24 protein-coding genes are annotated in these 26,527 nt (G+C 67.7%); 8 read left to right on the forward strand and 16 right to left on the reverse strand.

What is annotated here, in order from left to right; genetic code table 11:
- Nucleotides 1-9: 9 nt before the first annotated feature.
- Together AC5ZH6_RS19810 and AC5ZH6_RS19815 are read left to right on the forward strand one after the other, a co-directional pair.
- Complete coding sequence (locus AC5ZH6_RS19810; protein WP_006367836.1) at nt 10-1,128, forward strand: NDMA-dependent alcohol dehydrogenase; 1,119 nt, start codon at nt 10-12, stop codon at nt 1,126-1,128.
- A 103-nt stretch (nt 1,129-1,231) separates the two neighbouring features.
- Entirely contained in the window at nt 1,232-2,023 is a 792-nt protein-coding gene (locus AC5ZH6_RS19815; protein WP_006367835.1) for a hypothetical protein, read from the forward strand.
- Between the two features lie 96 nt (nt 2,024-2,119).
- Here AC5ZH6_RS19815 and AC5ZH6_RS19820 read toward each other — a convergent pair whose 3' ends face one another.
- Genes AC5ZH6_RS19820 through AC5ZH6_RS19855 form a run of 8 tightly spaced genes read right to left on the reverse strand, consistent with a single transcriptional unit; the run spans nt 2,120 to nt 12,221 of the window.
- The gene (locus AC5ZH6_RS19820) at nt 2,120-2,743 is read right to left on the reverse strand and encodes a TetR/AcrR family transcriptional regulator (RefSeq protein WP_006367834.1); all 624 of its coding nucleotides are present in this window, start codon (nt 2,741-2,743) and stop codon (nt 2,120-2,122) included.
- The gene (locus AC5ZH6_RS19825; RefSeq protein ID WP_006367833.1) at nt 2,740-3,552 is read right to left on the reverse strand and encodes an enoyl-CoA hydratase family protein; all 813 of its coding nucleotides are present in this window, start codon (nt 3,550-3,552) and stop codon (nt 2,740-2,742) included. The genes AC5ZH6_RS19820 and AC5ZH6_RS19825 overlap by 4 nt, the downstream gene beginning before the upstream one ends.
- A gap of 50 nt (nt 3,553-3,602) precedes the next feature.
- Nucleotides 3,603-4,760 carry an acyl-CoA dehydrogenase family protein gene (locus AC5ZH6_RS19830; protein ID WP_006367832.1) on the reverse strand — a complete coding sequence of 386 codons (1,158 nt, stop codon included), beginning with the start codon at nt 4,758-4,760 and terminating at the stop codon, nt 3,603-3,605.
- Complete coding sequence (locus AC5ZH6_RS19835) at nt 4,757-6,865, reverse strand: acetyl/propionyl/methylcrotonyl-CoA carboxylase subunit alpha (protein ID WP_006367831.1); 2,109 nt, start codon at nt 6,863-6,865, stop codon at nt 4,757-4,759. Before AC5ZH6_RS19835 ends, AC5ZH6_RS19830 begins: the two co-directional genes overlap by 4 nt.
- A gap of 8 nt (nt 6,866-6,873) precedes the next feature.
- Nucleotides 6,874-8,472 carry an acyl-CoA carboxylase subunit beta gene (locus AC5ZH6_RS19840; protein WP_006367830.1) on the reverse strand — a complete coding sequence of 533 codons (1,599 nt, stop codon included), beginning with the start codon at nt 8,470-8,472 and terminating at the stop codon, nt 6,874-6,876.
- Between the two features lie 13 nt (nt 8,473-8,485).
- On the reverse strand, nt 8,486-9,646 hold the full coding sequence (locus AC5ZH6_RS19845) for an acyl-CoA dehydrogenase family protein (protein WP_006367829.1): 1,161 nt from the start codon (nt 9,644-9,646) through the stop codon (nt 8,486-8,488).
- 4 nt (nt 9,647-9,650) lie between these two features.
- A complete protein-coding gene (locus tag AC5ZH6_RS19850; protein WP_006367828.1) occupies nt 9,651-11,408 on the reverse strand; it encodes an acyclic terpene utilization AtuA family protein in 1,758 nt (585 codons plus the stop codon).
- Complete coding sequence (locus AC5ZH6_RS19855) at nt 11,409-12,221, reverse strand: TIGR03084 family metal-binding protein (RefSeq protein WP_006367827.1); 813 nt, start codon at nt 12,219-12,221, stop codon at nt 11,409-11,411.
- 200 nt (nt 12,222-12,421) lie between these two features.
- Between AC5ZH6_RS19855 and AC5ZH6_RS19860 the strand changes: the two genes are divergently transcribed.
- The 6 genes from AC5ZH6_RS19860 to AC5ZH6_RS19885 all read left to right on the forward strand — a co-directional run bounded on the left by AC5ZH6_RS19860 (nt 12,422) and on the right by AC5ZH6_RS19885 (nt 18,889).
- A complete protein-coding gene (locus AC5ZH6_RS19860; protein ID WP_006367825.1) occupies nt 12,422-13,339 on the forward strand; it encodes a PaaI family thioesterase in 918 nt (305 codons plus the stop codon).
- A gap of 95 nt (nt 13,340-13,434) precedes the next feature.
- A complete protein-coding gene (locus AC5ZH6_RS19865; protein ID WP_231386612.1) occupies nt 13,435-13,926 on the forward strand; it encodes a hypothetical protein in 492 nt (163 codons plus the stop codon).
- Nucleotides 13,927-14,059: 133 nt separating this feature from the next.
- Nucleotides 14,060-15,655, forward strand: a complete 1,596-nt coding sequence (gene fadD1, locus AC5ZH6_RS19870; RefSeq protein WP_006367822.1) for a fatty-acid--CoA ligase FadD1 — start codon at nt 14,060-14,062, stop codon at nt 15,653-15,655.
- The gene (locus AC5ZH6_RS19875) at nt 15,652-16,809 is read left to right on the forward strand and encodes a TIGR03857 family LLM class F420-dependent oxidoreductase (RefSeq protein WP_006367820.1); all 1,158 of its coding nucleotides are present in this window, start codon (nt 15,652-15,654) and stop codon (nt 16,807-16,809) included. Before fadD1 ends, AC5ZH6_RS19875 begins: the two co-directional genes overlap by 4 nt.
- Nucleotides 16,806-17,852: a phosphotransferase gene (locus tag AC5ZH6_RS19880; protein ID WP_006367818.1), complete on the forward strand. Its 1,047-nt coding sequence runs from the start codon at nt 16,806-16,808 to the stop codon at nt 17,850-17,852. Before AC5ZH6_RS19875 ends, AC5ZH6_RS19880 begins: the two co-directional genes overlap by 4 nt.
- The gene (locus tag AC5ZH6_RS19885) at nt 17,849-18,889 is read left to right on the forward strand and encodes an NAD-dependent epimerase/dehydratase family protein (protein ID WP_006367817.1); all 1,041 of its coding nucleotides are present in this window, start codon (nt 17,849-17,851) and stop codon (nt 18,887-18,889) included. The genes AC5ZH6_RS19880 and AC5ZH6_RS19885 overlap by 4 nt, the downstream gene beginning before the upstream one ends.
- Nucleotides 18,890-18,904: 15 nt before the next feature.
- Here AC5ZH6_RS19885 and AC5ZH6_RS19890 read toward each other — a convergent pair whose 3' ends face one another.
- Genes AC5ZH6_RS19890 through AC5ZH6_RS19925 form a run of 8 tightly spaced genes read right to left on the reverse strand, consistent with a single transcriptional unit; the run spans nt 18,905 to nt 26,517 of the window.
- The gene (locus tag AC5ZH6_RS19890) at nt 18,905-20,128 is read right to left on the reverse strand and encodes an oxygenase MpaB family protein (protein ID WP_006367815.1); all 1,224 of its coding nucleotides are present in this window, start codon (nt 20,126-20,128) and stop codon (nt 18,905-18,907) included.
- A gap of 45 nt (nt 20,129-20,173) precedes the next feature.
- Nucleotides 20,174-21,043, reverse strand: a complete 870-nt coding sequence (locus AC5ZH6_RS19895; protein WP_006367814.1) for an SDR family NAD(P)-dependent oxidoreductase — start codon at nt 21,041-21,043, stop codon at nt 20,174-20,176.
- The gene (locus tag AC5ZH6_RS19900; RefSeq protein ID WP_006367811.1) at nt 21,043-22,356 is read right to left on the reverse strand and encodes a hypothetical protein; all 1,314 of its coding nucleotides are present in this window, start codon (nt 22,354-22,356) and stop codon (nt 21,043-21,045) included. The genes AC5ZH6_RS19895 and AC5ZH6_RS19900 overlap by 1 nt, the downstream gene beginning before the upstream one ends.
- A gap of 9 nt (nt 22,357-22,365) precedes the next feature.
- Nucleotides 22,366-22,908, reverse strand: coding sequence for a nuclear transport factor 2 family protein (locus tag AC5ZH6_RS19905; protein ID WP_006367808.1), 543 nt, complete (start codon nt 22,906-22,908; stop codon nt 22,366-22,368).
- Nucleotides 22,909-22,920: 12 nt separating this feature from the next.
- Nucleotides 22,921-23,121: a ferredoxin gene (locus AC5ZH6_RS19910; RefSeq protein WP_006367806.1), complete on the reverse strand. Its 201-nt coding sequence runs from the start codon at nt 23,119-23,121 to the stop codon at nt 22,921-22,923.
- Entirely contained in the window at nt 23,121-24,482 is a 1,362-nt protein-coding gene (locus AC5ZH6_RS19915) for a cytochrome P450 (protein ID WP_006367805.1), read from the reverse strand. The genes AC5ZH6_RS19910 and AC5ZH6_RS19915 overlap by 1 nt, the downstream gene beginning before the upstream one ends.
- Nucleotides 24,479-25,282 carry an SDR family oxidoreductase gene (locus AC5ZH6_RS19920; RefSeq protein WP_006367804.1) on the reverse strand — a complete coding sequence of 268 codons (804 nt, stop codon included), beginning with the start codon at nt 25,280-25,282 and terminating at the stop codon, nt 24,479-24,481. Before AC5ZH6_RS19920 ends, AC5ZH6_RS19915 begins: the two co-directional genes overlap by 4 nt.
- Complete coding sequence (locus tag AC5ZH6_RS19925) at nt 25,282-26,517, reverse strand: cytochrome P450 (protein ID WP_006367803.1); 1,236 nt, start codon at nt 26,515-26,517, stop codon at nt 25,282-25,284. Before AC5ZH6_RS19925 ends, AC5ZH6_RS19920 begins: the two co-directional genes overlap by 1 nt.
- Nucleotides 26,518-26,527 lie beyond the last annotated feature (10 nt).

Consider the following 26,527-nt stretch of genomic DNA (forward strand, 5'->3'; position numbering starts at 1 on the left):
GAGTAGTCGATGACCATCACCACCAAGGCCGCCGTCCTCACCGGCCCGGGCAAACCGTTCGAACTCGTCGAACTCGACCTCGAGGAGCCCCGCGAGGGTGAGGTACTCATCAAGTACACCGCTGCGGGACTGTGCCATTCCGACCTGCACCTCACCGACGGTGACCTGCCGCCGCGCTATCCCATCGTGGGCGGTCACGAGGGTTCGGGCATCATCGAGGCGGTCGGGCCCGGCGTCACCAAGGTCAAGGTCGGCGACCACGTGGTCTGCAGCTTCATCCCCAACTGCGGCACCTGCCGCTACTGTTCGACCGGCCGGCAGAACCTCTGCGACATGGGCGCCACCATCCTGGAGGGCTCCATGCCCGACGGATCGTTCCGATTCCATTCCGGCAAGGACGATTTCGGTGCGATGTGCATGCTTGGCACCTTCTCCGAGCGGGCCACCATCAGCCAGCACTCGGTGGTCAAGGTCGACGACTGGCTGCCGTTGGAGAAGGCGGTCCTCGTCGGCTGCGGCGTCCCATCGGGCTGGGGCACCTCGGTCTACGCGGGCGGGGTGCGCGCCGGCGACACCGTCGTCATCTACGGCATCGGCGGCCTGGGCATCAACGCCGTGCAGGGTGCGGTCTCGGCCGGCGCCAAGTATGTCGTCGTCGTCGATCCGGTTGCGCTGAAGCGGGATACGGCCATCAAGTTCGGGGCGACGCATGCCTTCGCCGACGCCGAGGAGGCCGCGGCCAAGGTCAATGAGCTGACCTGGGGCCAAGGCGCCGATCAGGCTCTGATCCTCGTCGGCACCGTCGACGAACAGGTCGTCTCGAGTGCGACCGCGGTCATCGGCAAGGGCGGCACGGTGGTCATCACCGGACTGGCCGACCCCACCAAGCTCACCGTGCACGTCTCCGGCACCGACCTCACGCTGAATCAGAAGACCATCAAGGGGTCGCTGTTCGGCTCGGCCAACCCGCAGTACGACATCGTCAAACTGCTGCGCCTCTACGACGCCGGGCAGCTCAAGCTCGACGAACTGATCACCACCACCTACACACTCGATCAGGTCAACGAGGGCTACCAGGATCTTCGCGACGGCAAGAACATTCGCGGAGTGATCATCCACGACAGCTGAGTGATTCGGCGTCCACCGACCCGACCCGGACGCACCACGCCCCCGCTGGTGCGTCCGGGTCGTTCCATGTCGGTGATCGCCGAGCCCTGGGTACGCTGATCGCGTGATCAGTCCGGGAACGCTCGCCGCGGTGCGCACCGAACTCGGCAGAATCCGGACCAATCCGACCGACACGCTGCTGATGCTCGCCTTCAACTCGGCGATGGTGTTGGTCCTGTGGTTCGCGCTCCCGCGAACCTGGTTCTTCACCTTCACCGGCCCCGAGGGCCTTCCGTACGCACTCGCCGGCTGGATGTACGCCGACGTGTGCGCCACCAACGTGCTCGCCCCCGACCGCGAGCGGGTGTTGTCGAGTCTCGACGACCCGCGTGCGTTCGCCGAACTGTTGCGCTCCAAGGCCTTGGGGCTGTGGCTTCTGGTCGGACCGGCGTGCGCGACGCTCGCGATCATCATCTCGCTCGTGTGGAATCGCAGTTGGCAGTTCACCACCGAGGTGGTCCTCGCCGTCGCCGTCGTTCCCCTTGGGGCCCTGGCGATGACGAGCCTGGTGGGCATCATGTTCCCCTACCATCTGCGGTCCCTGCGCTGGCGGTGGGAACACCGCCGACAGTTCAAGCAGGTCATCCTGCGGTGGCTCGTCCTGTTGGTCCTGCCCTACACGCTCTATCCGGTCGCCTTCGGGTTGATCGTCGCGCTGCCGGTGACGATCTGGCGTCTGTCCCGGCGCCTCGGATGGGACCGCGACCTGTCCACCATCGACTTCCTCGTCTGTGTCACGATGGCCGTGATCATCACCGCGCTGATGTGGACGCTGGCGCATCGCTTCGCGGTCGGCTGGGTTCGCCGCCACCGCGAGCGGGTGCGCGAGTACCTGCTCGACGTCGAGCGGGGTTGAGCCCGGTCGACGATTTCCAGCACCCGGTCGACGGAATCGGGCGCCCGCTCGGCGCAATTCAGTTCGGGGTGCGCAGTTCAGTTCGGGGTGCGCAGTTCAGTTCGGGGTCTGCAGGGCCGCCGAGACCATCTCGGTCCATGCGGCGACGACCTGCGCACGTCGTGCGGAGTCGTCGGAGAGGGTGTCGGCCAGACCGAGGCCGCGGGCGAGGTCGAGGGTGACCTGCGCGATCCGGTGCACCCGCGGATCGGTGCCGTCGGGATCGAGCATCGAGGTGGTCATGCGGTGCGCCGCGTGGGCGAACTTGTCCTCCATCGGCAGGATCAGTCGACGCAGTGCCGGATCGGACGCGGCAGCGGCCCACACCTGCAGGGCCGCCTTGAACACTGTGCCGGTGTACAGCTCGACGGCCCGGTCGATCGCGGCGGATACCCTCGCGTTACCCTCCGGCAGTTCGGCTTTGGCCGCAGACGCCGATTCGGTCATGTCCTCGAAGATCTGCTCGAGTGCGGCGGTGATCAACGCCTCCCGCGTCGGGAAGTGGTGTTGCGCCGCGCCTCGGGACACCCCGGCGCGCTCGGCGACGGCCGCCACCGTGGCCGCCGACCACCCGTCACGGGCCAACGCGTCGATGGTCGCGTCGAGCAACCGTTCCCGGGTCAGCCTCGAGCGCTCCTGCTGCGGTTCGCGCGGACCGGCCGCCCGTGCCCCCGCGGTCACGGCGCCCGGCCGTCGGTGAGATCCCATGGGGGACGCCGTTTCGACAGAAACGCCGTCATGCCCTCCCGCGCCTCGTCGCTGCCGAACAACGCCGCCGACTCGGCTGCCCGCCGCTGCGCGTCGCGGTCGAAGACCGCCAGGATCGGCGCCGTGGTGAGTTCCTTCGACGCGGCCAGCCCCTGCGGCGAGGCCCTGCGGATGCCCCTCAGTACCTCCCCGAGTGTGGCGTCGAGGTCGTCGGCACCGTTGTGCGCCTGCGTGATCAGCCCGATGCGTTCGGCGACGGTGGCGTCGAACGTCTCCCCGGTGAGGTAGTAGCGGCCCGAGGAACGTGCGGTCATCTTCGGCAGCAGCACCACCGAGATCACCGACGGCGCCAGCCCCAGCCGGGCTTCGGTGAGCGCGAAACTGCACGCGGGACCGGCGAACACCATGTCGCAGGCGCCGATCAGCCCGAGCCCGCCGGCCCGCACGTGCCCGTCGATGCGGGCGATGACCGGCTTGCGCAGTTCCAGGATCGTGCGGAGCACCCCGAGCATCGCCTCGGTACCGGCCGCCGATGCCTCCTCCACACTCGCACCGCGCGCCAGCGCCTCACCGAGATCGGCTCCGGCACAGAACGTGTTGCCGGTATGGGTGAGCACCACCGCACGCACATCGGGATCACCTCCGGCGTGTGCGAGCCCGTCGAGAAGCTCGCCGACGAGCGCGGTGCCCAGGGCGTTACGATTCGCCGGCGAGTCCAGGGTGAGAGTGGCGATGCCGTCCTCGATCACGAGGTGCACGACTTCGGTTTGCTGATCGGTCACGTCGGGGCTTTCGTCGGCGGTGTCGGTCGGTTCGGTTCGGGTGTGTCGGGTCAGTACGACTTGGGCAGGCCCAGGCTGGTCTGGGACACGAAGTTCAGGATCATCTCACGACTGACCGGGGCGATCCGGGCGATCCGGGCCAGCGAGAGCATCGGCGCCAGGCCGTATTCGGTGGTCAAGCCGTTCCCGCCGAGCGAGTGCACGGCATGATCGACGATTTTCACACACGCCTCGGCCGCGGCGTATTTGGCCATGTTCGCCGGTTCGGCCGCACCCCAGTCGTCGCCCGCGTCGTAGAGCGTGGCGGCCTTCTGCATCATCAGCTTGGCCATCTCCAGCTCGATCTTGCCCTGCGCCAACGGATGTGCGATTGCCTGATGCGCGCCGATGGGGGTCTTCCACACGGTGCGGTCGGTGACGTACTCGACCGCCTTGCCGAGCGCGAAACGTCCCATCCCGATGGCCGATGCCGCGCCCATGATCCGTTCCGGGTTCAGTCCGGCGAACAACTGGCTCAGGGCGGCGTCCTCGGAGCCGACGAGTGCGTCCGACGGCAACCGGACGTCGTCGAGGTAGAGCAGGAACTGCTTCTCCGGGTTCTGCAGTTCCATGTCGATCTGCTTGTACTCGAAGTTGGGTGTGTCGGTCGGCACGATGAACAGCGACGGCTTGAGGTTGCCGGTCTTGGCGTCGGTGGTGCGCCCGACGATGAGGACCGCCTGCGCCTGGTCGACGCCGGAGATGTAGATCTTGCGTCCGTTGAGGATCCAGTCGGAGCCATCGCGACGCGCGGTGGTGGTGATGTGGTGCGAGTTGGATCCGGCGTCGGGTTCGGTGATTCCGAACGCCATGGTGATCGAACCGTCCGCCAGACCCGGCAGCCACCGCTGCTTCTGCTCGTCGGTGCCGAACCGGGCGATGACGTTGCCGCAGATGGCCGGTGACACGACCAGCATCAGCAGGCCGGTACCCGCGGCGGCGATCTCCTCCATCACGATCGACAGCTCGTACATCCCGGCACCGCCACCGCCGTACTCCTCGGGCAGGTTCACCCCGATGAATCCGAGTTCGCCCGCCTCACGCCACAACTCGTCGGTCTTGCGGCCCTCGCGGGCGCATTCCCGGAAGTATTCCTGGCCGTACTTGCCGGCCAGACCGGCGACCGCTGCGCGTAGTTCGGCCCGCTCGGGGCTTTCGATGAAACTCATGGCGTGTTCCCCTCGGTGGATTCGATCGGTGTGACGGAGGTGTCGGTGCTGGTGTCTTCTGGGCCGGTGTCATCGGGGCCCGTCTCCTCGCCGATGACGGCGAGGACGTCGCCGACCGCGAGCTGGCGGCCGGGTTCGACGGCCAGCGTGGTGACGACGCCGTCGGCGGGTGCGGAGATGGTGTGCTCCATCTTCATCGCCTCCAACCAGATCAGCGGTTGTCCGGCGGTGACCCGATCCCCTTCGGCGACAGCCACTCTGATCACCGCACCCGGCATCGGCGCCAACAGTGAGCCCGGACGTTGCACCGCCGTGGGATCGATGAAGCGCGGCGCGCGGCGCAGATGCACCGACCATCCGGGTCCGTCGACGAAGACCTCGTCCTGATCCGCTCCGGTCCGATCGGCCCCGTCGCGGTACCGGGCCACGCGCAGTTCGCGTCGTAGTCCGGTGCGGTCGGCGAGCACAACGGCTTCGGGTGTGGCCGTGAGCACCGACAGCTCCGGTGTATCCGGCAGCTCGATACCGTTGCGGCCGTGGCGGTATCGGACCCGGACCTCGGTGTCGTCGGCGCGCAGGTAGGTCTTGGTCTGATACCCCGAGGCCATGTTGCGCCACCCACTGGGCAGACTCGCCTGCACCCGGGCGCCAGCGCGGTTGGCTGAGGCATCGGCCAGTGCGGCCGCGATCCCCGCCATGGCCACCTCGTCGGCGCCGGCCGACGGTGCTGCCAGCGTGTCGAGACCGACGGTGTCCAGATAGGCGGTGTCGGTGAGCCCGGACAGGAAGGTGGCATCGCGCAGGATGTTGACCAGCAGGTCGCGGTTGGTGATCGGACCGTGGATCGTGGCGTCGGCCAGTGCTCCGGCCAGCATCGCCGCCGCCCGCCCCCGGGTGGGCGCCCACGCGATGACCTTCGCCAGCATCGGATCGTAGAAGGTGGAGATCTCCGAGCCGCCGGCGATCGACGAGTCGACACGCACACCGGGCCGCAGCAACGGCCCGAAAGTGCTTGCGGCACGGATATCGAAAGCGTGTACCCGCCCGGACTGCGGCTGCCACCCGGCGGCGGGGTCCTCGGCGTAGAGACGCACCTCGATCGCCGCACCGGTGGCGCGTGGCGCCTGGACGTCGAGGTGATCGCCCATCGCGATCCGCAGCTGCCACTCGACGAGATCGGTGCCCGTGGTCAGTTCGGTCACCGGATGTTCCACCTGCAGGCGGGTGTTGGTCTCCAGGAAGTAGAAGCGACCGGACTCGTCGGCGAGGAACTCGACGGTTCCGGCGCCGGTGTAACCGATCGCCTCGACCGCGGTTCGGGCTGCGGCATAGAGCTTCTCACGCATCGCCTCGCCCACCCGCTCGACGAGCGGGGCCGGCGCCTCCTCGACCACTTTCTGATGGCGGCGCTGGATCGAGCATTCCCGCTCTCCGACCGCCCACACCGCACCGTGGGTGTCGGCGAGCACCTGCACCTCGATGTGGTGTCCGCGTTCGACATACGGTTCGCAGAACACCGTCGGATCACCGAACGCCGATTGGGCTTCGCGTCGGGCGCCCTCCACCTGCTCGGTGAGTTCGGCGAGATCGCGGACGATCCGCATGCCACGGCCACCGCCACCCGCGGACGCCTTGATCAGCAGCGGCAGGTCGGACTCGGCGACCGCGGCCGGATCGATGTCGCCGAGGACGGGCACACCGGCGTCGGCCATCAGTTTCTTGGCGTTGACCTTGGAGCCCATCGCCGAGATCGCCGCGGGCGGCGGTCCGATCCAGATCAGGCCCGCGTCGAGCACGGCCTGAGCGAAGTCGGCGTTCTCCGACAGGAATCCGTATCCCGGGTGGATCGCGTCGGCGCCCGCGGCGCGGGCGGCGGCAATGATCTGCCCGCCCTGCAGATACGTGTGGGCCGAGGTCGATCCGGGCAACCGAACCGCGACGTCGGCGGCACGGACGTGCGGTGAGCCGGCGTCGGGGTCGGAGTACACCGCGACGGTACCGATACCCATCGCCCGGCAGGTGGTGAAGACGCGGCAGGCGATCTCGCCGCGGTTGGCGACGAGCACGCGCGAGATGGTGCCGGTCATGTCGTGCTGTACGGTCATGAAAGTCCTCACATCCGGAAGACGCCGAAGTTCGACGTCCCCTCGACGGGTGCACTGTGGATCGCCGAGAGGCTCAGCCCGAGGATCGTGCGGGTGTCACGCGGGTCGATCACCCCGTCGTCGTAGAGCATTCCGGACAGGAACGCCGGCACCGACTCCGCCTCGATCTGCGCCTCGATCATCTGCCGCATCGCCGCATCGGCGGCCTCGTCGACCACACCGCCGCGCGCCTCCGTGGCCGCGCGGGACACGATGGAGATGACCCCCGCCAGTTGCGCTGCGCCCATGACGGCGGATTTCGCACTGGGCCAGGCGAACAGGAACCGCGGATCGTAGGCCCGTCCGCACATCCCGTAGTGCCCGGCACCGTAACTGGCACCCATCAGTACCGACAGGTGCGGGACCTTGGAGTTCGACACCGCGTTGATCATCATCGAACCGTGCTTGATGATGCCGCCGCGTTCGTACTCCTTGCCGACCATGTAGCCGGTGGTGTTGTGCAGGAACAGAAGCGGCGTGTCGGAGCGGTTGGCGAGCTGGATGAACTGGGCCGCCTTCTGCGATTCCTGGCTGAACAACACGCCTTGCGCATTGGCCAGGATGCCGACCGGGTAGCCGTGGATGCGCGCCCACCCGGTGCACAGCGAGTTGCCGTATTCGGGTTTGAACTCGTCGAAGTCGCTGTCGTCGACGATGCGTGCGATCACCTCGCGCGGATCGAACGGGATCTTCAGGTCGCCCGGCACGATGCCCAGCAATTCGTCGGCGTCGTAGCGTGGTTCGCGGATCTCGGCAACCGGCGAGGGACCGGATTTGCGCCAGTTCAGGCGGGCGACGATGCGTCGTCCGATGCGCAGCGCGTCCTGCTCGTCGGCGGCGTAGTAGTCGGCCAGGCCCGACTGTCGTGCGTGCAATTGTGCGCCGCCGAGGGATTCGTCGTCGCTGTCCTCACCGGTGGCCATCTTCACCAGCGGCGGGCCGCCGAGGAACACCTTCGACGCGTTCTCGATCATCACCACGTGGTCACTCATCCCCGGCACGTAGGCACCACCGGCGGTGGAGTTGCCGAAGACGATGGCCACCGTGGGGATTCCGGCCGCCGAGAGCCTGGTCAGGTCGCGGAACATCCGCCCGCCCGGGATGAAGACCTCTTTCTGGGTCGGCAGATCGGCACCGCCGGACTCCACCAGGGAGATCACCGGCAGCCGATTGGCCAGGGCGATATCGTTGGTGCGCAGTATCTTCCGCAGTGTCCACGGATTGGAGGTACCGCCCTTGACGGTGGGATCGTTGGCCACGATCATGCATTCGACACCCTCGACGACCCCGATGCCGGTCACCACCGAGGCACCGACGGTGAAGTCCGAACCGTACGCCGCGAGCGGGCACAGTTCGAGGAATGCCGAATCCTCGTCGACGAGCATCTCGATGCGTTCGCGGGCGATCATCTTGCCGCGCTTGCGGTGTCGTGCGACGTATTTCTCACCGCCGCCGGCGAGCGCCTTGTCGAGTTCGGCCTGCAGGTCGTCGAGTTTGCCGAGCAGACCCTCCCGATTGGCCTGATATGCCTCGCCCGCCGTGTCGAGCGTGGAACGGATCGCCGTCATCGGATGCTTCCCCTCACTGCTGATAACCCAGTCGTTTGGCCGCGAGGCCGGTCAGGATCTCGGTGGTGCCACCGCCGATCCCGATGATCCGCATGTCGCGGTACTGCCGCTCCACCTCGGTGCCGGTCATGTAACCGAGTCCGCCGAAGAGCTGAACCGCCTTGTCGGCCACCCACTGACCGGTCTCCACCGCGGTGTTCTTGGCGAAGCACACCTCGGCGATGAGGTCGTCGCCGGAGGCGATCTTGCGTTCGACGACGGCCCGGGTGTAGGTGCGGGCCACGTCGATCCGCCGGGCCATCTCGGTCAGCGTGTCCTGCACCGACTGTCGCGCGATGATCGGTTTGCCGAAGGTCTCGCGCTGCCGCGCCCAGTCCAGGGTGAGATCCAGGCAACGTTGCGCACTGGCGTAGGCCTGAACCGCCAGCGACGACCGTTCGGTGACGAAGGCCGCGGCGATCTGGGCGAATCCCGAGTTCTCCGGCCCGACCAGGTTCTCCACCGGCACCCGTACGTCGACGAAGGACAGTTCGGCGGTGTCCGAGCAGCGCCAGCCCATCTTGTCGAGTTTGCGGGTGACGGTGAATCCCGGTGTGCCCTTGTCGATCACCAGCAGCGACACGCCGGAGGCGCCGGGGCCGCCGGTGCGGACGGCGGTGACCACGAAGTCGGCGCGCACCGCGGAGGTGATGTAGGTCTTGGCACCGTTGACCACATAGTGATCGCCGTCGCGCTCGGCGCGGGTGGTCAGATGCCCGACGTCGCTGCCGCCGCCGGGTTCGGTGATCGCGAGGCTGCCGATCATCTCACCGGCCAGGGTGGGGCGCACCCATCGGTCGATCTGGGCGGGGTCTCCGGCGGCGATCAGGTGCGGCAGGGCGATGCCGTGGGTGAACAGCGACGCGAACACACCACCTGCGGCACCCGCGTAATGCAGTTCCTCGCCGAGGATCGAGGCGTCGACGAGATCGCCGCCACTGCCACCGACCTCCTCGGGTATGCCCAGCCCGAACAGACCGAGTTTCGCTGCCTCCCGGTGGATCTCGCGCGGGATCTCACCGGTCTTCTCCCACTCGTCCTGGGCGGGCAGGACATGACGGGTCACGAAGCCGCGCACGGTTTCCCGCAACGCGCGTCGTTCGTCGCTGTCCCAGAGGTCACTGGTGATCGGCATGTGTTCAGTCCTGACCGGTTGTCGTTGGGCTGGTGGCATTCTCGAGGAATCTCAGTGGGATCGGCACCGGCCGCGAGCGCAGCCACTCCCCCATCCCCTTGGCCTGCGGATCGAAGCGCACGTTGTCGGCGACCCCGCGCCCGAGCACGCCCTCGATGACGAAGTTGACCGCCAGCAGGTTGGGCAGCCGATACCGGTGCACGGTGAGGTCGGCAACCTCGGGGAGCAAGGTCGTCAGCAGATCGGTGTCGAGTGTGGCGTCGAGCCACTCGAAATGTTCCGGATCACGCACCCACACACCGATGTTCGCGCTGCCACCCTTATCGCCGCTGCGCGCGCCCGCCAGGGTGCCCAGTGGCATCATCCCGGTGGGCTCGGGGTCGGGTGCGGCGCCGCCGGGTGCACGGTTGACCGGCTCGTCGGCCTCGACCGTCGTGCGCAGCGGACTGGGCTCGATGCGCTCGACCACTCCGTCGGGCAACGCAACCCGATGTTCGACGGCCGCTGCGTCGACATATCCGGGTTCGAACACGCCGTAGGGCGAGCCGTGTCCGGGTGGTGCGGTCATGCTGAATCCGGGGTAGCTGGCCAACGCGAGTTCGACTGCGGCCGAGGAGAACGCGCGGCCCACCGTGGCGGCGTCGGGGTCGCGGGCGACACAACGCAGCAGCGCCGAGGCCTGCTCCTCGGTGGTGGCGTCGTCGCGGTCGAGTCGCGAGAGCTCCCAGGTGATCTGTTCGGGCTCGGTGGGCAGGGCCGCGAGGAATTGACTCTTGAACAACTCCGCCTTGGCCTCGATGTCGAGGCCGGTGAGGATCATGGTGATCTCGTTGCGCACACCCGCAAGGTGATTGAGCGAGACCTTGGTGGTGTTCGGCGGCGCCTCACCACGCACTCCGGTGATCGCGACCCGATCGTCCCCCTGCTGGGTGAGGGCGATGGTGTCGAGTCGGGTGGTGACGTCCGGGCCGAGATAACGCGGGCCGCCGACCTCGTAAAGCAGTTGTGCGGTCACCGTTCCGACGGTCACCGCACCTCCGGTACCGGCATGTTTGGTGATCACCGAAGAACCGTCGGCGCCGATCTCGGCGATCGGGAAGCCCAGATGCCCGGCGCTCGGGGAGTCGGTGAGGCCGAGTTCGGTGAAGAACGCGTAGTTGCCGCCGGTGGCCTGGGCGCCGCATTCGATGACGTGTCCGGCCACGACCGCGCCGGCGAGTGCATCGAGGTCGCCATATCCCCAGTCGAAGGCACTCGCGGCCGGACCGACGGTGAGCGAGGCGTCGGTGACGCGGCCGGTGACGACGATGTCGGCGCCGGCGTCGAGTGCGGTCTTGATCCCGAAGGCACCGAGGTAGGCGTTGGCGGTCAACGGTTTTCCCAGACCCAGTTCGGCGGCCCGGTCGAGGAGGTCGTCGCCGTCGACGAAGGCCACGCCGACGTTCACGCCCACCTTCTCGGCGAGTTCTCGCAGGGCGACGGCGAGTCCGTGCGGATTGAGGCCACCCGCGTTGGACACGATGCGCACGCCCTTGTCGACGGCGAGGCCGAGGCACTCCTCCATCTGACGCAGAAATGTCTTGGCGTAGCCGGTTTTCGGGTCCTTGATGCGATCGCGGCCGAGGATGAGCATGGTGAGCTCGGCGAGGTAATCGCCGGTGAGGTAGTCGAGTTCACCGCCCTCGAGCATCTCCCGCATCGCCGAGAAACGGTCGCCGTAGAACCCCGACGCATTACCGATACGGACCGGATTCGGAGTCATCTATCGACCTTCCGTCGAGGGTGCGGGAATGTTCGAAGGCTCGCGCCCGGCGCCGGGCGGTCCGGCGAAACACTGTGCGATCGTGGACCATTCACGGGCATTGTCCCCGACGATCTCCAGATCGAGATCGGCCGGGGCACGACGCTGGGTGACCAGTTCACAGAAATCGACAGCCGGGCCGCGCACCACATCGGTGGCGTCGGCGGGTCCCCACGTCCACAGGTCCCCCGACGGCGCGGTGATCTCGAAGCGGAACGGCGTGGCCGGCGGCGTCCTTCCGTTGACGGCGTAGGCGAAGTCACGGGTGCGTACGCCGATGTGCACGACCGCCTTGATGCGGTCGGTGGGCGGAAGCGTCACGCCGAGCGCGTCGGCGACGTCGAGGCCGTGGGCCCACGTCTCCATCAGCCGTGCGGTGGCCATCGAGGTCGCCGACATGGGCGGCCCGAACCACGGGATCTTCGTCCCCTCGGGCACCGCGAGCAGCGCACGGCCCAGCGACTCGCGCGCCGTCCGCCACTGCGTGAGCAGGTCGGCGGGAGACATCTGTGCACCCTTCTCCGCGGCCGCGTCGACGAAACCGGCCGGATCCTTCATCGCCTCGCGGGTGATCTCGGCAAAAGCCTCCGGATCGGTGGCGGCGACCGCGGCCACCTCATCGGTCCACCCCAGATGCGCGATCTGGTGGGCGATGGTCCACCCGGGCGCGGGGGTGGGGGTCGCCCACCCGTCCGCGTCGAGGTCGGCGACCAGGTCATCGAGTTCCGCCGAGGCGGCGGCGAGGTCGGCGACGACCTCCTGCACGAGCGACATGCGACCAGCGTCACACGCGACCATCAAAAAATCAAGCGCGCATGATTGTTTTCTCCGCGACGGCGCTCCTCTCCTCGCCGACAGCGCTCGCCAGATCTTCGACAGCGCCTTCCTCGTCGCCTCGCCGCCGGTTCGCGACCTGCGTCACACCCGGTGAACGCCGCAAGGACGTCGCCGAGATCGGGTGATAGGACTGAGCAATGACCGATATGTCACCCAGCTCCACGACGGTTCGCGACCCGCTGTCGGTGTTCCATGTCGGCGGCCTGACGGTGTCCGGCACCCAGGCGAGCGCGCAACAACAACTCTGCGCACAATTCGCCGACCACCGGGGCCGAATCGACCTCCCGGCGTTCGGCGTCCTCTTCGACCACATCGGTGGCATCCCCTTCCACCTCGCGGGCACGCGGTCGGGCGCACTGAGCATGCAGGCACGGCTGACCATGTCGGCGCTGGGACACGTCGACGTCGACGACCGGCTCACCTGCGACGCGCAGATCGCCATGCACGACGACCACACCGGCGTCACCCCGGTACAGATCCGGACCGAGGCCGGCCAATTGTGCTGCATCGGGACGGCGCGGAACATGCGCGTCGGTCGTGCCACCACCGACGGCACCACCGAGACTCCGGTGTTCGACGTCCCGAATTGTGCTGATACCCAAGGTATTCTGCTTCCCGAGGCGCTACCGCCCACGCTTGACGGGCGCGACGTGGTTGCCCAGATCTCGGCGCGGGTCCGCGACGCCGGCCCGCTGACCACCCTGCTCAACGGCGGCGTCGATCTCGTCGGTGACGACGGTGCCATTCGATTCACGGCGACCACCGAGCCATGGATGGGCAATGTCTTCGGCACGATGCACGGCGGCGTCATCGCCACCATCGTCGGCCAGGCCTTCTCGTTCGCCGGCCAGGCGCTGGCCCCGGCCGGTGCCGATTACCGGGTCGCCGACATGTCGGTCGGGTTCTTCCGGTCGCCCGCGGTGCACGGCGGTGACGTCATCGTCGAGGTGACCCCGGTCAAGACGGGCCGGCGTGTGGCGGCTCTTGCCGCGCGCATGACCGCACACGACGGATTGCTGCTGTGCGAGGGCGTCGCCGACATCCACTTCCGCTGATCCGCTGCGCACGACGGGGCGTTCGCGCCGTTGTCGCCGGCTGATCGCACTGATATCGTTTGGTACGAAAGGGGCTGATGTTACCAATGTTGCAGATGAAGTTCACTCACCGACGCGCCGCACTCGGCGCGTGCCTGACCCTCGGAGCATGCGCGATCGCTCCACTGGCTGCGGGCACCGCTGCGGCGGCTCCGCAGACCACCCCGCAGGACGTCCGCACCCTCGACGCGTCGCAGCAGACGCCGACCATCGGCGTCAGCCGCTCGGGCGCGATGCCGACGGGCGGATTCGTCGCACCGCTCGCAGCAGCGGCAACCGGCGCGGACTCGACCGTCGTCTGGCTCGAGCCCATGCCCAAGGACGCGTGCGCAACCTCGCTCAGCGATGCGAAAGTCGCGGTGAGCTGGAAGAACACCTCGGCTCACACCAGCGACGATGCCACCTTCCCGGCGTGCTCGGCCGGTAAGCCCGCACTCAGTCCGGAGCTGAAGACCGGTCCGGGAACCCTGGAGTTCACGGTGACCGTGCTCGGCAAGGGTGGCGACACCTTCACCCTCTCCCCCGGCACCGCGACGATCCAGCGCTGACACCTCACCCGACGGCGCTCTCGGCACACCCGAGGGCGCCGTCGGCGGGTTGAGGCCCAACCCGTCGGACGTCCCAGTAGACAATTCTGGAAATCTGTAAACACCGGGCTGGAACACGTTCTAGATTTGGGGCATGGCCGAGACCGTGACCCAGCTGCTCCTCGAACGCGCCGACGACGACAACGTCGCCATCATCGACGACGACACGCGCCGTACGTGGCGCGACCACATCGCCGACGCCCGCCGAATGGCCTCGGCGGTACTCTCCCTCGCCGACCCGCAGCGGCCGATGCACGTCGGCACACTGCTCGGAAACACCCCGACCATGTTGACCGCGCTGGCCGCCGGGGCCCTCGGCGGCTACGTCACCGCGGGCATCAACAACACCCGCCGCGGCGAGGCACTTGCCGGCGACATCGCCCGCGCCGACTGCCAGATCTTGCTGACCGACGCCGAACATCGCGATCTCCTCACCGGGCTCGACTTGCCCGGAGTCACCGTCATCGACACCTCCACCGCGGAATGGTCGCACCGCGTCGACGCGGCCGGCGAGCTGGTTGCCTACTCGACGCCGGGCGCGATGGACCCGTTCATGCTCATCTTCACCTCCGGCACGAGCGGAAACCCCAAGCCGGTTCGGCTGGCGCACATGCTGATTCCCTTCGCCGGCCCTCCCCTGGTCGACAAGTTCGGCATCACCTCCGATGACATCTGCTATCTGTCGATGCCGCTGTTCCACTCGGCCGCGCTGCTCGGCGGGTACAGCGTCGCCGCCACCGCGGGCGCAGCGATCGTCCCGGCCCGGTTCTCCGCGTCGACCTTTCTCGACGACGTCCGCCGCCACGGCGTGACGTTCATGAATTACGTGGGCAAACCGCTCGCCTACATCCTCGCCACCCCCGAACAACCCGACGACGCCGACAATCCGCTGCGCGCGGCCTTCGGCAATGAGGCCACCGATCAGGACATCGCCGACTTCGCCCGGCGTTTCGATTGCAGCGTGTGGGACGGTTACGGGTCGAGTGAGCTCGCCATCATCGTCACCCGTGAACCCGGCACCCCACCCGGCTCCATCGGCAAGGGCTTTCCCGGTGTGGCCGTGTACGATCCGGCCACCACCACCGAATGCGCACGCGCACGCTTCGACGCGGGCGGCGCGCTGATCAACGCCGACGAGGCCATCGGTGAACTCGTGAACACCTCGGGCGCAGGCATGTTCACCGGGTACTACAACGACGAGGCCACCACCGGCGAACGGCTCCGCGACGGCATGTACTGGTCGGGTGACCTCGCTTACAAGGATGACAACGACTGGATCTATCTGGCCGGCCGCACCGGCGACTGGATGCGCGTCGACGGGGAGAACATGACCGCCGGACCCATCGAGCGTGTCCTGCAACGTATTCCGGGGATCAGTCAGGTCGCCGTCTACGGGGTCCCCGACGACCGGGTCGGCGACGCGGTGATGGCGGCGATCGTGCTCGACGACGACACGTCCATCGATCCCGACGACTTCGCCGCCGCGCTCGCCGCCCAACCCGATCTCTCCCCCAAGGCCTGGCCCCGATATGTGCGGATCGCGAAGACGCTGCCGACGACGGCCACCAACAAGATCGTCAAACGGCAACTGAAGTCCGAGGGTGTGGTCCCCGGCGACGGAACGCTCTGGGTGCGCCCGGCCCGCGCACACACCTACCACGTGTCGACCGCGACCCCGGCACCGGCATGACCGGTGCGGTTCCGGTCACCCCAGGCCCTGTCACCCCAGACACCGACACCCCAGACACCGGCACCGACCGTCCGCAGCTGACCGAGCTCGGCTACTACGCGCTGTCCCGGCATCCGGTGCGTCCGGCCGAACTCGTCGACGAGGCGGCGCATGCCGAACGTCTGGGCCTGGGAACCGCATTCGTCTCCGAACGCTTCAACGTCAAGGACGCCGCGGTGTTGAGCGGGGCGCTCGCGGCGGCGACCACCCGCCTCGGTTTGGCCACCGCGGCGACCAATCACACCACCCGCCACCCGATCGTCACCGCCACCATGGCCGCCACGCTCGACGAGTTGTCGTCGGGGCGGTTCGCGCTCGGGCTGGGACGAGGGATCACACCGCAGTGGCAGATCCTCGGCCTGCCGACGATCACCGGTGCCGGTATCGAGGACGCGGTCGGCGTGCTGCGCCGACTGTGGTCGGGTGAGATGATCGTCGGACACGACGGACCGTCCGGCTCGTATCCCCTGTTGTCCCTGGGCATCACGCTCGATCCGCCGCCGCCGGTGCTGTTGGTGACCATGTCGCCGAAGACGCTCGACCTCGCCGGGCGGATCGCCGACGGCGTTGTCCTGCACACCTTTCTCACCGCCGACGCCACCCGCGCCGCGGTCACCCGCGTGCGCACCGCCGCCGAGGCATCCGGCCGCGACCCGGACTCGGTGCGCATCTGGTCGGTACTGGCCACCGTCCCCGACGACCTCGACGCCGACGACCGGTCACGCCGCCTCCACGGGCGTCTCGCCACCTATCTGCAGGGCTACCCGGAGGTGCTCATCGGCGCGAACGATTGGGACACCGTGGATCTGGATCGCATCCGGGCCACCGCCGCATTCACCGACGCTCGCGGGCCGATCGACGCGAGCGCCACCGAGGCGCAACTCGACGAACTTGCCGGCGCAATCCCGGACTCGTGGGTGGCCGACTGTGCGGTCGGCTCGCCACGGGCCTGCGCAACCGCGGTTGCCGACCAGTTCGACCTCGGCGTCGACTCGGTGATCCTGCATGGCGTGGCCCCCACCGAGATCGACGACATCGTCGGCGCGTATCGCACGCTGGACCGCCGTCCGCGACACCCGTTGCCCACCAATCCCGGCCGAGGACACCATTCATGACCGTCACCGACATCCCCACCGCCGTCGAGCACCTCACGCCGGCACTTCTCACCGAATTGCTGGCCGACTCCGGTCACCACGCGGTGGTCCGTACCGTCGAGGCCACGCCGGTCGGCACCGGCCAGATGGCCGACTCCTTGCGCCTCCGAATGACATTCGACGGCCCGACCGAGCTGCCGTCGACCATGATCGCCAAACTGGCGACCGGGGATCCGGGCCAACGCGAGTTCGCCTCGGGTGCGTTCCGCAACGAGGTCACGTTCTATCGAGAACTGGCCACGGAGTTCGCCGTTCCCGTCCCCGCCTGCTACGCCGCGGCCCTGTCGGAGAGCTGCAGCGAGTTCGTGGTGCTGCTCGAGGACATGGGTGCGGCGCATCAGGGCGACCAGATCGCCGGCTGCACCGCCGGGCAGGCACAGGCGGTGGCCCTCGCGGCTGCGGGCCTGCACGCTCCACGCTGGAACGATCCCGCTCTGCTGCAACGCTTTCCCCTGCCCACGTCCGACGACCGGGAGCTGATGGACTCGGTCCTCGCGCCGATGACCGAACAATTCCGCGACCGATTCCACCCGGGCGCGGCGGAGAACGAGTTGCTGGACTGGCTGGTCGGTCATGCCGGCGCCTGGCTGGTCGCACCGACCTCGCACACCGCACTCATCCACGGTGACCTACGGATCGACAACGTGCTGTTCGGGCCGGACGGCGCGGTCACCGTCGTCGACTGGCAGACCATCACCACCGGATCGGCGTTGCGCGACATCGCCTTCCTGCTCGTCACGAGCCTCGACGTGGCGGATCGCCGCGCGCACGAACGTGACATCGTCGCCGCCTACCACCGACGTCTCGTCGAACTCGGGGTGCGCGACTACACCGCCGAGACGTGCTGGGCGGACTATCTCGGCAATCTCATCCAGGCACCGCTGATCGTCGTGTTCGGAGCCGGTGCCGCCCGCCCGACCGCCCGCGGTGACGCCATGTTCGCCGCCATGGCGCATCGCGCCGCCGTCGCGCTCGCCGATCTCGCGCCGGAGATGCCCCGGTGACACCGGCCCTCACCACGGTGTTCGGCGCCACCGGTTTCCTCGGTGCGCGGGTGGTCGGTCGCCTCCTGGCTCAGGCAAGCAGCAGCCGGACCGGCGCCGAGCCTGGCGCAGCGGTGCGGGTGATGGTGCGGCCGGGCTCGGACACCTCGATGCTCGACGACCTCGACGTCGAGACCGTCGTCGGCGAACTCGACGACGCCGACGCGGTGTCGCGGGCGATGTCGGGTGCCGCTCGGGTGATCTACTCCGTCGTCGACACCCGCGCGTGGATTCGTGATCGGAAACCGCTGTGGCGCACCAATGTCGAGATCCTGCGCGGGGTCCTCGACGTCGCCGCCCGCCACGATCTGGAACGGTTCGTCTACACCTCGAGTATGTGCACCATCGGTCGGGTGCGGGGTCGGCCGGCGTCGGAGAGCGATGCGTTCAACTGGGCCTCGACCGCGAATGCCTATGTGCTGTCGCGGGTTGCGGGCGAGCGCACGGCGCTCGACGCCGCCGGGCGTGGCGTGCCGGTGGTCGCGATGTGCGTCTCCAACACCTACGGCCCCGGCGACGTCAAACCCACCCCGCACGGCGCCTTCGTGGCCGGAGCCGCCTTGGGCAAGTTGCCGTTCGGGCTGCGCGGGATGTGCGCGGAAACGGTCGGCGTCGACGACGCCGCCGAGGCACTGATCCGGGCCTCCCGCGGCGGCCGGATCGGCGAACGCTACATCGTCAGCGCCGACTACCTCGACCTCGGGGAGATCATCCGGATCGCCGCCGACGAGGCGGGCGTCGCGCCCCCGCGACCGACGTTGCCCCGCCCGGCGATGTACGCGCTCGGAGCCGGCGGCGATCTCCGATCGCGGATCACCGGGACACCACAACGACTGTCGGTGGACACGGTGCGATTGATGCATTGCATGTCGCCCATGGATCACCGGCGGGCGAGCGACGAATACGATTGGCATCCGGGCTCTGTCGAGGACTCGGTGCGGGCCGCGGCCCGCTATTGGGTACAGCGTCGAGCCGCCCGACGCGCGGTCACACGCTGACCGGTCGGAACCACCTCACACGGGCAGTGCACCGATGTCGGCATCGGCGGAGCCGAAGTGCCGGTAGGTCGCGAGTTCACGGGCCCGGCGTCCGCGCCATTCGAGGTAGCGGTCGGCCACCGGGGTCCGGCCGAGGACCCGATGGCCGACGGTGTTGCGCACCCACGCCGCACCGAATGCCCACGGAAGGCGTTGCGGCAGTCCGAGATCCCGCATGCCACGGGGCCCGAGGAATCCTTCGAGCATGCTCAGCAACCGTTCCCGCGTATAGCGCGCGGCGAGATCGGGAGTGTGCCGGTAGTGCAGTTCGGATTGCGCGTCGACCAACGCCCTGGACAACTCACCTCCGGCGTCGGTGACCCCGGTCTGGCACAACAGGATCGCATAGCTGAGTTGATGCTGATCACGTTCGTGGTCGAACAACCAGTCCTCGTCGACGCCGACGAGCCAGCCCACGTACTTCCACAGGTGCATGATCGCGCGGGACTGTTCGGCGTCGACGGGCACACCGAGGGATCGCACGCCCATCATGAGCGCGCCACTGAAGAGGTTGAGGGTGGAGGCGAGATCGGTCTGGTTGATCGGCAGCCCCCACTGCGTGGCATCCCAGCGCCCGTTCTTCTCGAAGGCCTCGTTGACCAACGCGTGCATCAGCCGGACGTGCACGGTGAGTTTCCACCCGTCGCCGTCGCGGGCCATGCCGCCGGGTGCGCCCACCGCGATCGCCCACGTCTGGGTCTCGCCGAGCCGGCGTGTCGCGGTACTGCGGGACAGCCCGCCGGTCTCGGCGAGCAGGTCAACCGGCCCGCCGAAGCGGTAACCGCCGATCAGGGACAGGGCGAGCAGGACGTCGTTGGCGTTGCGTCCGAACCGCCGGAAGACCTGTGCGCCATACTCGACGAGTTCCGGATCGACCCACGACGGCGTGGCCTCGACGCGGGCGAAGAACTCGCGCAACGCGGTGGGGGCGTCGGCGGGGACACCGTCCTGCAGGGCCCGGTGGACCGCGCGCATCGAGACGCGATCAGGATGCTCCCGCGGCAGGCGCATCGCCGCGACCAGCGCCGCCGCCGGTTCGTCGCGCATCATCAGCCGCCGGCCGAGCAGCGACATCTCCTCGGCCGTCGGCTCACGCAGGCGCCAATACGCGCGCAACGGCCGCCCGATCCGCCGGCCACGGTCGGGTGACGCCCGGAATCGGCGGGGTGGTTGGAGATCCTGCGGCACCACAGCGGTCATGAGACGAAACTAGCAATGAGTCTCACCGGGATCAACCACACTCGGTCAGGTCAGCAGGTCGGCGAGCTCACTCATGTCGTAGGGCGCGGTGGCGCCGTGATCCCGATAGGCGACGAAGGTGGGTTGGTGCGGATCGTATCGTCCGATGAAACCACCTGCGGCGCTGAAGATCTGACCGGTGATCTCCGACGCGGCCACACTGGCGAGGAAGGTGTAGAGCGGTGCGACGTACTCGGGTGGAGCCGGATCGAGCGCGGCATCTCGGGTGAACTCGTCGAGAATGCCCCGCTCATGCAGGCTTTCGATGTGCCGCACGTACTCCGGCCCCGACGACAACCGCGACTTGGCTCCCGGCATCACGACGTTGACGCGCACACCGAGATCGCGCAGATCACCGGCCGCGGCGAGCGCGAGTGCGTTCACCCCACCCTTCGCGGCGGGATATCCACTGCCACCGAAGGTTCCGAGCGACGCGGCCGAGCCGGTCAGCACGATCGATCCCGACTGCTGCTCGGCGAACACCCGTCCGGCGATCGAGGTGACGTGGAACGCGCTCATCAGGTGAGCGTCGATCTGTTCCCGGAACTGGTCCTCGGTGATCGTCAGGACCGTCGACCCCGGCGGCTCGGCGATCCCGGCACAGTTGATGGCGATGTCGAGTGCACCGAACCCGGACAGCGCGGCGTCGGCCATCTTCTCCACGACGCCGGCGTGTCCGGCCGGCCCACACACCCCGACCGCCTGCCCACCACCGCCGACGATCTCCTCGACGGTCGCGGCCACGGCCTCGTCGTCGCGTCCGTTGATCACCAGCGAGACCCCACGCCCGGCGAGTGCGTACGCCACCGAGAGGCCGATACCCCGGGTGGCACCCGCGAGCATCGCCACCCGGCCGGCCAGATCGAGTTCGACCATCACACCCCGCTGGTGATCGGAGTGATCGGCAGCGCGGTGACCGGGACCGAGCGGCCGCGGTCGGTGAAGCCGAAGTCGGCGCCGGAACTGAACCGGGTGATCGCCACCTCGCCGCTCTCGGGCTGTTCGACGTCGCCGAGCGCGAACCGCACACTGAGCCCGCTGCCGGTGGACGTGCTCCCGGTACGTGCGCACTCGGTGACCACCCACCTCGGGTCCACGGCCACACCGATCGCGCGCAGCGGTTCGATGCGGTCGTGGGTCAGCAGGGTGATCCATCCGCCGTCGGTCCGTGCGTCGGACTCGCCGGGGATCGTCACCACGACCTCGTCCCCCACGACATCGACCTCGATGCCGGTGTAGCGGCGGGGTCCGAGCACCGGCACCAACGCGATCACCTGCGCGAGCGCTGCGGCGTCGGTTCCCAGCCGCAGCGCCCGCCGCAACCGATCCGCCGACAACCCCGCGATGCCGGTGAACTGTTTGCCGAAGATCTCGCGCGCCTGCTCGTCGGAGTCGGCGTGGCGACGCACGCTCGTCCAGAAACCCAATGCGAGCAATTGGTGTTGGAGGGCAACCTCTTCGGCGATTCGCGCCAACGCGGAGTGCGACCACTCCCGGAACTGCAGGTCCGCGACGAGCGGTCCGCGATAGTCGACGAACCCGTCGTCGGCGTCCGGATCGATCGCCACCAGCTCGATCTGCGCGGCACGTGTGGTGAACATCGTCTCGGCGTCGGCCGGCAGTGGGAGTTCGTCACGGTCGGGTTCGATCGTCACCGTCCACGCGCAGTGCGGGTGCCGGTCGGCCGGACGACGCGGCGGCCGATGGATCGGCCGGATGCGGGCCCGCCGATTGGTGGCGATCGCGGTCGCGTCGAATGTCGGGTCCTCGATGTCGTGGCACATCGCGGTGACGTACTCGTCGCCGAGCGGCTCGACATCCATCAGCGCGCCACAGTGATTCAGCACGAACGCGCCGTGGTGGTGGTCGGTGACCTCGTAGCGGAAGTCCATGAACTGCGGGGGCGCCCCGATGTCGAGTTGCAGGCATTTGAACATGTCCTCGACGCCGTCACCGTCGATACCCAACGCGCTCCGCATCCGGTGGGTGTAGACCGGACTCGCGGCCATCCATTCCTCGATGGCCACCTGTGCCATCGTGTCCCGGCCGAAGGCGCTGATGAGGTGAGCCATCCCGCTGCGATCGATGAGTTGCCCCGACAACAGCAGCTCCGGGATGAGGTCGGCGAGCTGGTCGCCGGACAGATCGGAGTAGGTGCGGGCCGGGATCTCTTGGGCTGTATCGGTCATGGGCTCAGGTCACCAGAAGGGCACCGGCGCCTTGCCGAACGGATACCAGCCCGGCTGATCGCCGGTGGCCTTCTCGATCCGTTTGAGCATGCCGTCGCTCATCGCATTGTTCTTCAGCATCTCGATGAACAGGGCGGAGACGTTGCCGTAGTCGAAGAAGTCACGCTGCCAGGAGAACTGGAAGTTACCGGCATACTTGAACCAGCTCCCCTGGATGCCTTCGAGCGCATAGTGGGAACCGTCGTCGCGGGTGCCGGAATAGATCTGCTTCCACAGTCCGATCATCGAGCCCGTCTGATCGTCGATCACCCATTCCTGATACGGGTAGGTCCAGCCCTCGAGGCCTTCCATCTCCTGTCCGAGCGCGATCTCACGGATCTCGTCGCGCCCGACGGCCATGAAATCCTTGTCGGGGCCGTAGTTCCAGCCGTAGGTGGCGTCTTCGGTGTAGAACTCCGCCAACGGTTTCCAGTCGCCGGCTGCCTCGGCGTCGATGTTGGCCTGCAGCCAACGCTGCTTCATCTCGTCCAGTTCGGCACGATCGAAGGGCATGAAAGGTCCTCGTCATTCGTTGTCGTCGTCGATGATTTTCAATGCTTGGGTCGGGCAGTACTGCACGGCGGCGAGTACTTGCTCGCGCAGGCTCTCGTCGGGCTCCTTGTCGAGGATCTCGGCGTGATCGCGGTGCGCAACGAAGACCTCCGGGGCCTCCATCTCACACATCCCGTGGCCCTGGCACAGGTCGAGATCGATCTCGATGCGCATCACGACTCCGTATCCCGGACCCGTTTGCGGTAGCGCACCCGGCACGGTTGCGCAAGCTGCACCACCATCTTCGAGTGGTCGTTGTGATAGCTGTCGGCGGGCTGGGCCATCTCGAACTCGTAGTTCTGGAACAGCACCGAGAAGATCGCCTTGAGTTGCATGATCGCGAATTGCGCTCCCACACAACGGTGTCGGCCGGCGCCGAAGGGAATCCAGGTCCAGCGGTTGACCAAGTCCTCCTGGCGTGGCTTGAGGTAGCGATCCGGGTCGAAGGTGTCGGGATCGGGAAAGTCGTCGGCCAGCCGATTGGACACCGCAGGCGAGACCGCGATCGTCTGACCGGCCTTCACCTCGAATTCCTCGATGTGGAAATCGTTCTGCACCAATCGCATCAGGATGATCAGCGGCGGATGCAGACGCAGCGCCTCCTTCAGCGCGTTCTCCAGCAACGGCATCTGCCGGGTGTGGGCGAAGGTGTACTCGGGGCGCTCGCCGGGTGGTGTGTCGCCGTAGATCTCGTCGAGTTCGTCGTAGACGCGACGCAGGTATTCGGGATTGCGCAGCAGCTCGATGAGGGTCCACGCGGCCGTGCCCTGGGTGGTGTGGTGGCCGGCGAACATCATCGAGATGAACATGCCGGTGATGGTGTCGGCGTCGAAGCCGACCTGGATCAGGACGTCCATCAGGTCCCGATCCTCTTTGTCCGCCACCGGGTTCGCAACGCGCTCTCCCATCACGCCCTGGATGTACTCGACGAGTTCGGCGCGCGCGGCATCGCGGCGTCGGAAGCTCTCGATGTCGGCGTGGGCATCGACGTAGGCGATGGGGTCGGTGCCCTTCTCCAGGTCGTGGAACAGTTCGGAGACGTGCTTGTCGAGTTGCTCGCGGAACTTGCGGCCGATCAGGCACGCCGAGGAGGTGTAGAGGGTCAGCTCGCCGAAGAACTCGAGTAGATCGATCTCACCCTCATCGCCCCATCCGGCGATGATGCGCTCGGCCTCGTTGGGAATCGTCACCGCATGTTGCTTCATGTGCGCGCCCTTGAGCGCCGAGTTGTGAATCGCCTTGGAGCGCTCCTCGGGACTCGCGTCGAACACCACCCCTTCACCGAAAACCGGTGTCATGAACGGGTATGCGGCCGCCTGGTCGAGATCCTCCTCCGGTGCGCGGAAGAACTCCTCGTTGGCCGCGGCACCGGAGACGAGCACCACCTCACGGTCGGCGAGCTGGAACTGCCCGACATCACCGCACTCCTCGCGAACCCGCCAGAACAGGCCGATCGGGTCGGTGGCGAGCTCGTCGAGATGACCGTGTTCACCGTCGCCGCCGGACACGCGTTTCGGGGTCGTGAGGGTGGTCATTGGTCGGATCCTTTCGGGGGGAGTTTGCTCTTGGGGATGGCGCCTTCGGCCTCCACCTCGACCGCACGCATGTGTGCGCCGCGCGGCATCGCGACCATGGCCGCGACCGCCTGCGCAATGTGTTCCGGGGCAAGGAAATTGCCGTGCCGCGCCAATCCGTGCGTGATCCAGTCGTTGAGCATGTTCTCGGTGGTCTTCTGGTCGAGATTCATGCCCATGCCGGTGAGGGTCTGGCCCGGCCGCACCACCCCGGCGCGCACGCCGGTGCCCTCGAGTTCGAGTTGGATGGTCGCGACGAGACCGTCGATGCCGGACTTGGCGGCCACATACGCCGACGACCACGGCCGTGGGTGCAGTGCCACATCGGATCCGATGAACACGAAGTCCCCGCGCGTCCGCTCGATCATGCCGCCGATGACCGCGCGGTAGAGGCGGTAGGCGCCGGTGAGGTGGATGTTGATCTGATCGGCGAACTCGACAGGCGAGATCTCGTACGACAAACCGACGGCGAGGTCGCCGGCGCCGGCGACGACGATCTCGAGGTCACCGATCGCGGCCTGCGACTTGGCGACACACTCGAGGACCGACGCCTCGTCGGTGACGTCGAGGGGCACCGCGACGGCCTCCCCGCCTGCGGTGGTGATCTTGTCGGCGAGCTCTTGGAGACGGTCGACACGGCGCGCGGCCAAGGCCACCGGATGTCCCTGTGCCGCCAGCCATTCGGCGGTGGCTGCGCCGATACCGGAGGATGCGCCGGCCACCAGGACCGGGCGTCGGGCAGGGTGCGGGAGGAAGGCCATCAGCGCACCGTCACTCGTACCGGGAGTTCGGCGAAGCCGCGGACGTTCACCGAGTGCACACGCACCGCGTTCTCGATGTCGATGTCGACCGATCGGATCGACCGGGCCACCTCGGTCAGCCCGATGTTGGCCTCCAACCTCGCCAGGTGGGCGCCGAGGCAGAAATGGGTGCCCATGCCAAAGCTCATCAGCGCCTGACCGCAGTCCCGGCCGATCCGGTAGCGGTCGGGGTCGTCGAAGACGTCCTCGTCGCGATTGGCCGAACCGACCAGCAGCAACACCCGTTGACCGGCGGCGATGGTGTGCTCGCCGTAGTCGACGTCGGCGGCGACCCGGCGCAGCACCATCTGCGTCGAGTTGTCGTAGCGCAGCGTCTCCTCGGTCCAGTCGGGTACCAGGTCGGGGTCGGCGATGACACGCGCCATCTCGTCGGGATTGCGCCAGGCCCAATACAGGGCATTGGCAAGCAGTTTGGTGGTCGTCTCGTTGCCGGCCACCACCATCAGCACCATGAATCCGACGATCTCGTCGTCGGACAGCGCCGTCTTGTCCCCCGACTCGTCGTCGATCTCGGCGGTGAGCAGTGCCGAGACGAGGTCGTCGCCGAGGTTGGTGCGGCGTTCGGCGATCAACGCCGAATAGTATTTGTGCAGTTCGATATACGCGTACACGGCCGCTTCGGGGACGTCGAGCACCCCCTCCTCGCGATGCAGCAGCAGATCCGACTGCTTGCGCAGGAACGCCCGGTCACTCTCGGGGACGCCGAGCAACTCCGACACGACGTCCATCGGGAGCAGCCCGGCGAAGTCGGCGACGTAGTCGAATTCGCCCTTGTCGAGGCACCGGCTCCAGTGTTCGTGGGTCAGGGCGGTGATCCGGCCGGAGAGGTCGTTGACGCGGCGCGGGGTGAAGCCCTTGCTCACCAGTTTGCGGATGCGCATGTGTTTGGGGTCGTCGAGTGCCAGAAACGACATCGACTTGTGTGCGTCCGGACCGTACGACGCCGGGTCCATCGACACACCCCAGGCGTTGGACAGGTTCACCGAGTCACGAAACGCACTGCGCACGTCGGCGTGCCGGGCCAGCGCCCAGAAATCCAACTCGGAGTTGTAATACACCGGCGCCTCGCGGCGCAGGCGAGCATAGGTGGGATACGGATCCTCATGAAAGCCATAGGCGTACGGATCGAACGGAATGTGCTCCTGCATCCCGGCCACGGCAACGGCGTCGGTCATCGGGTGTGCT

The organism is Gordonia sp. YC-XJ4, assembly GCF_059511865.1.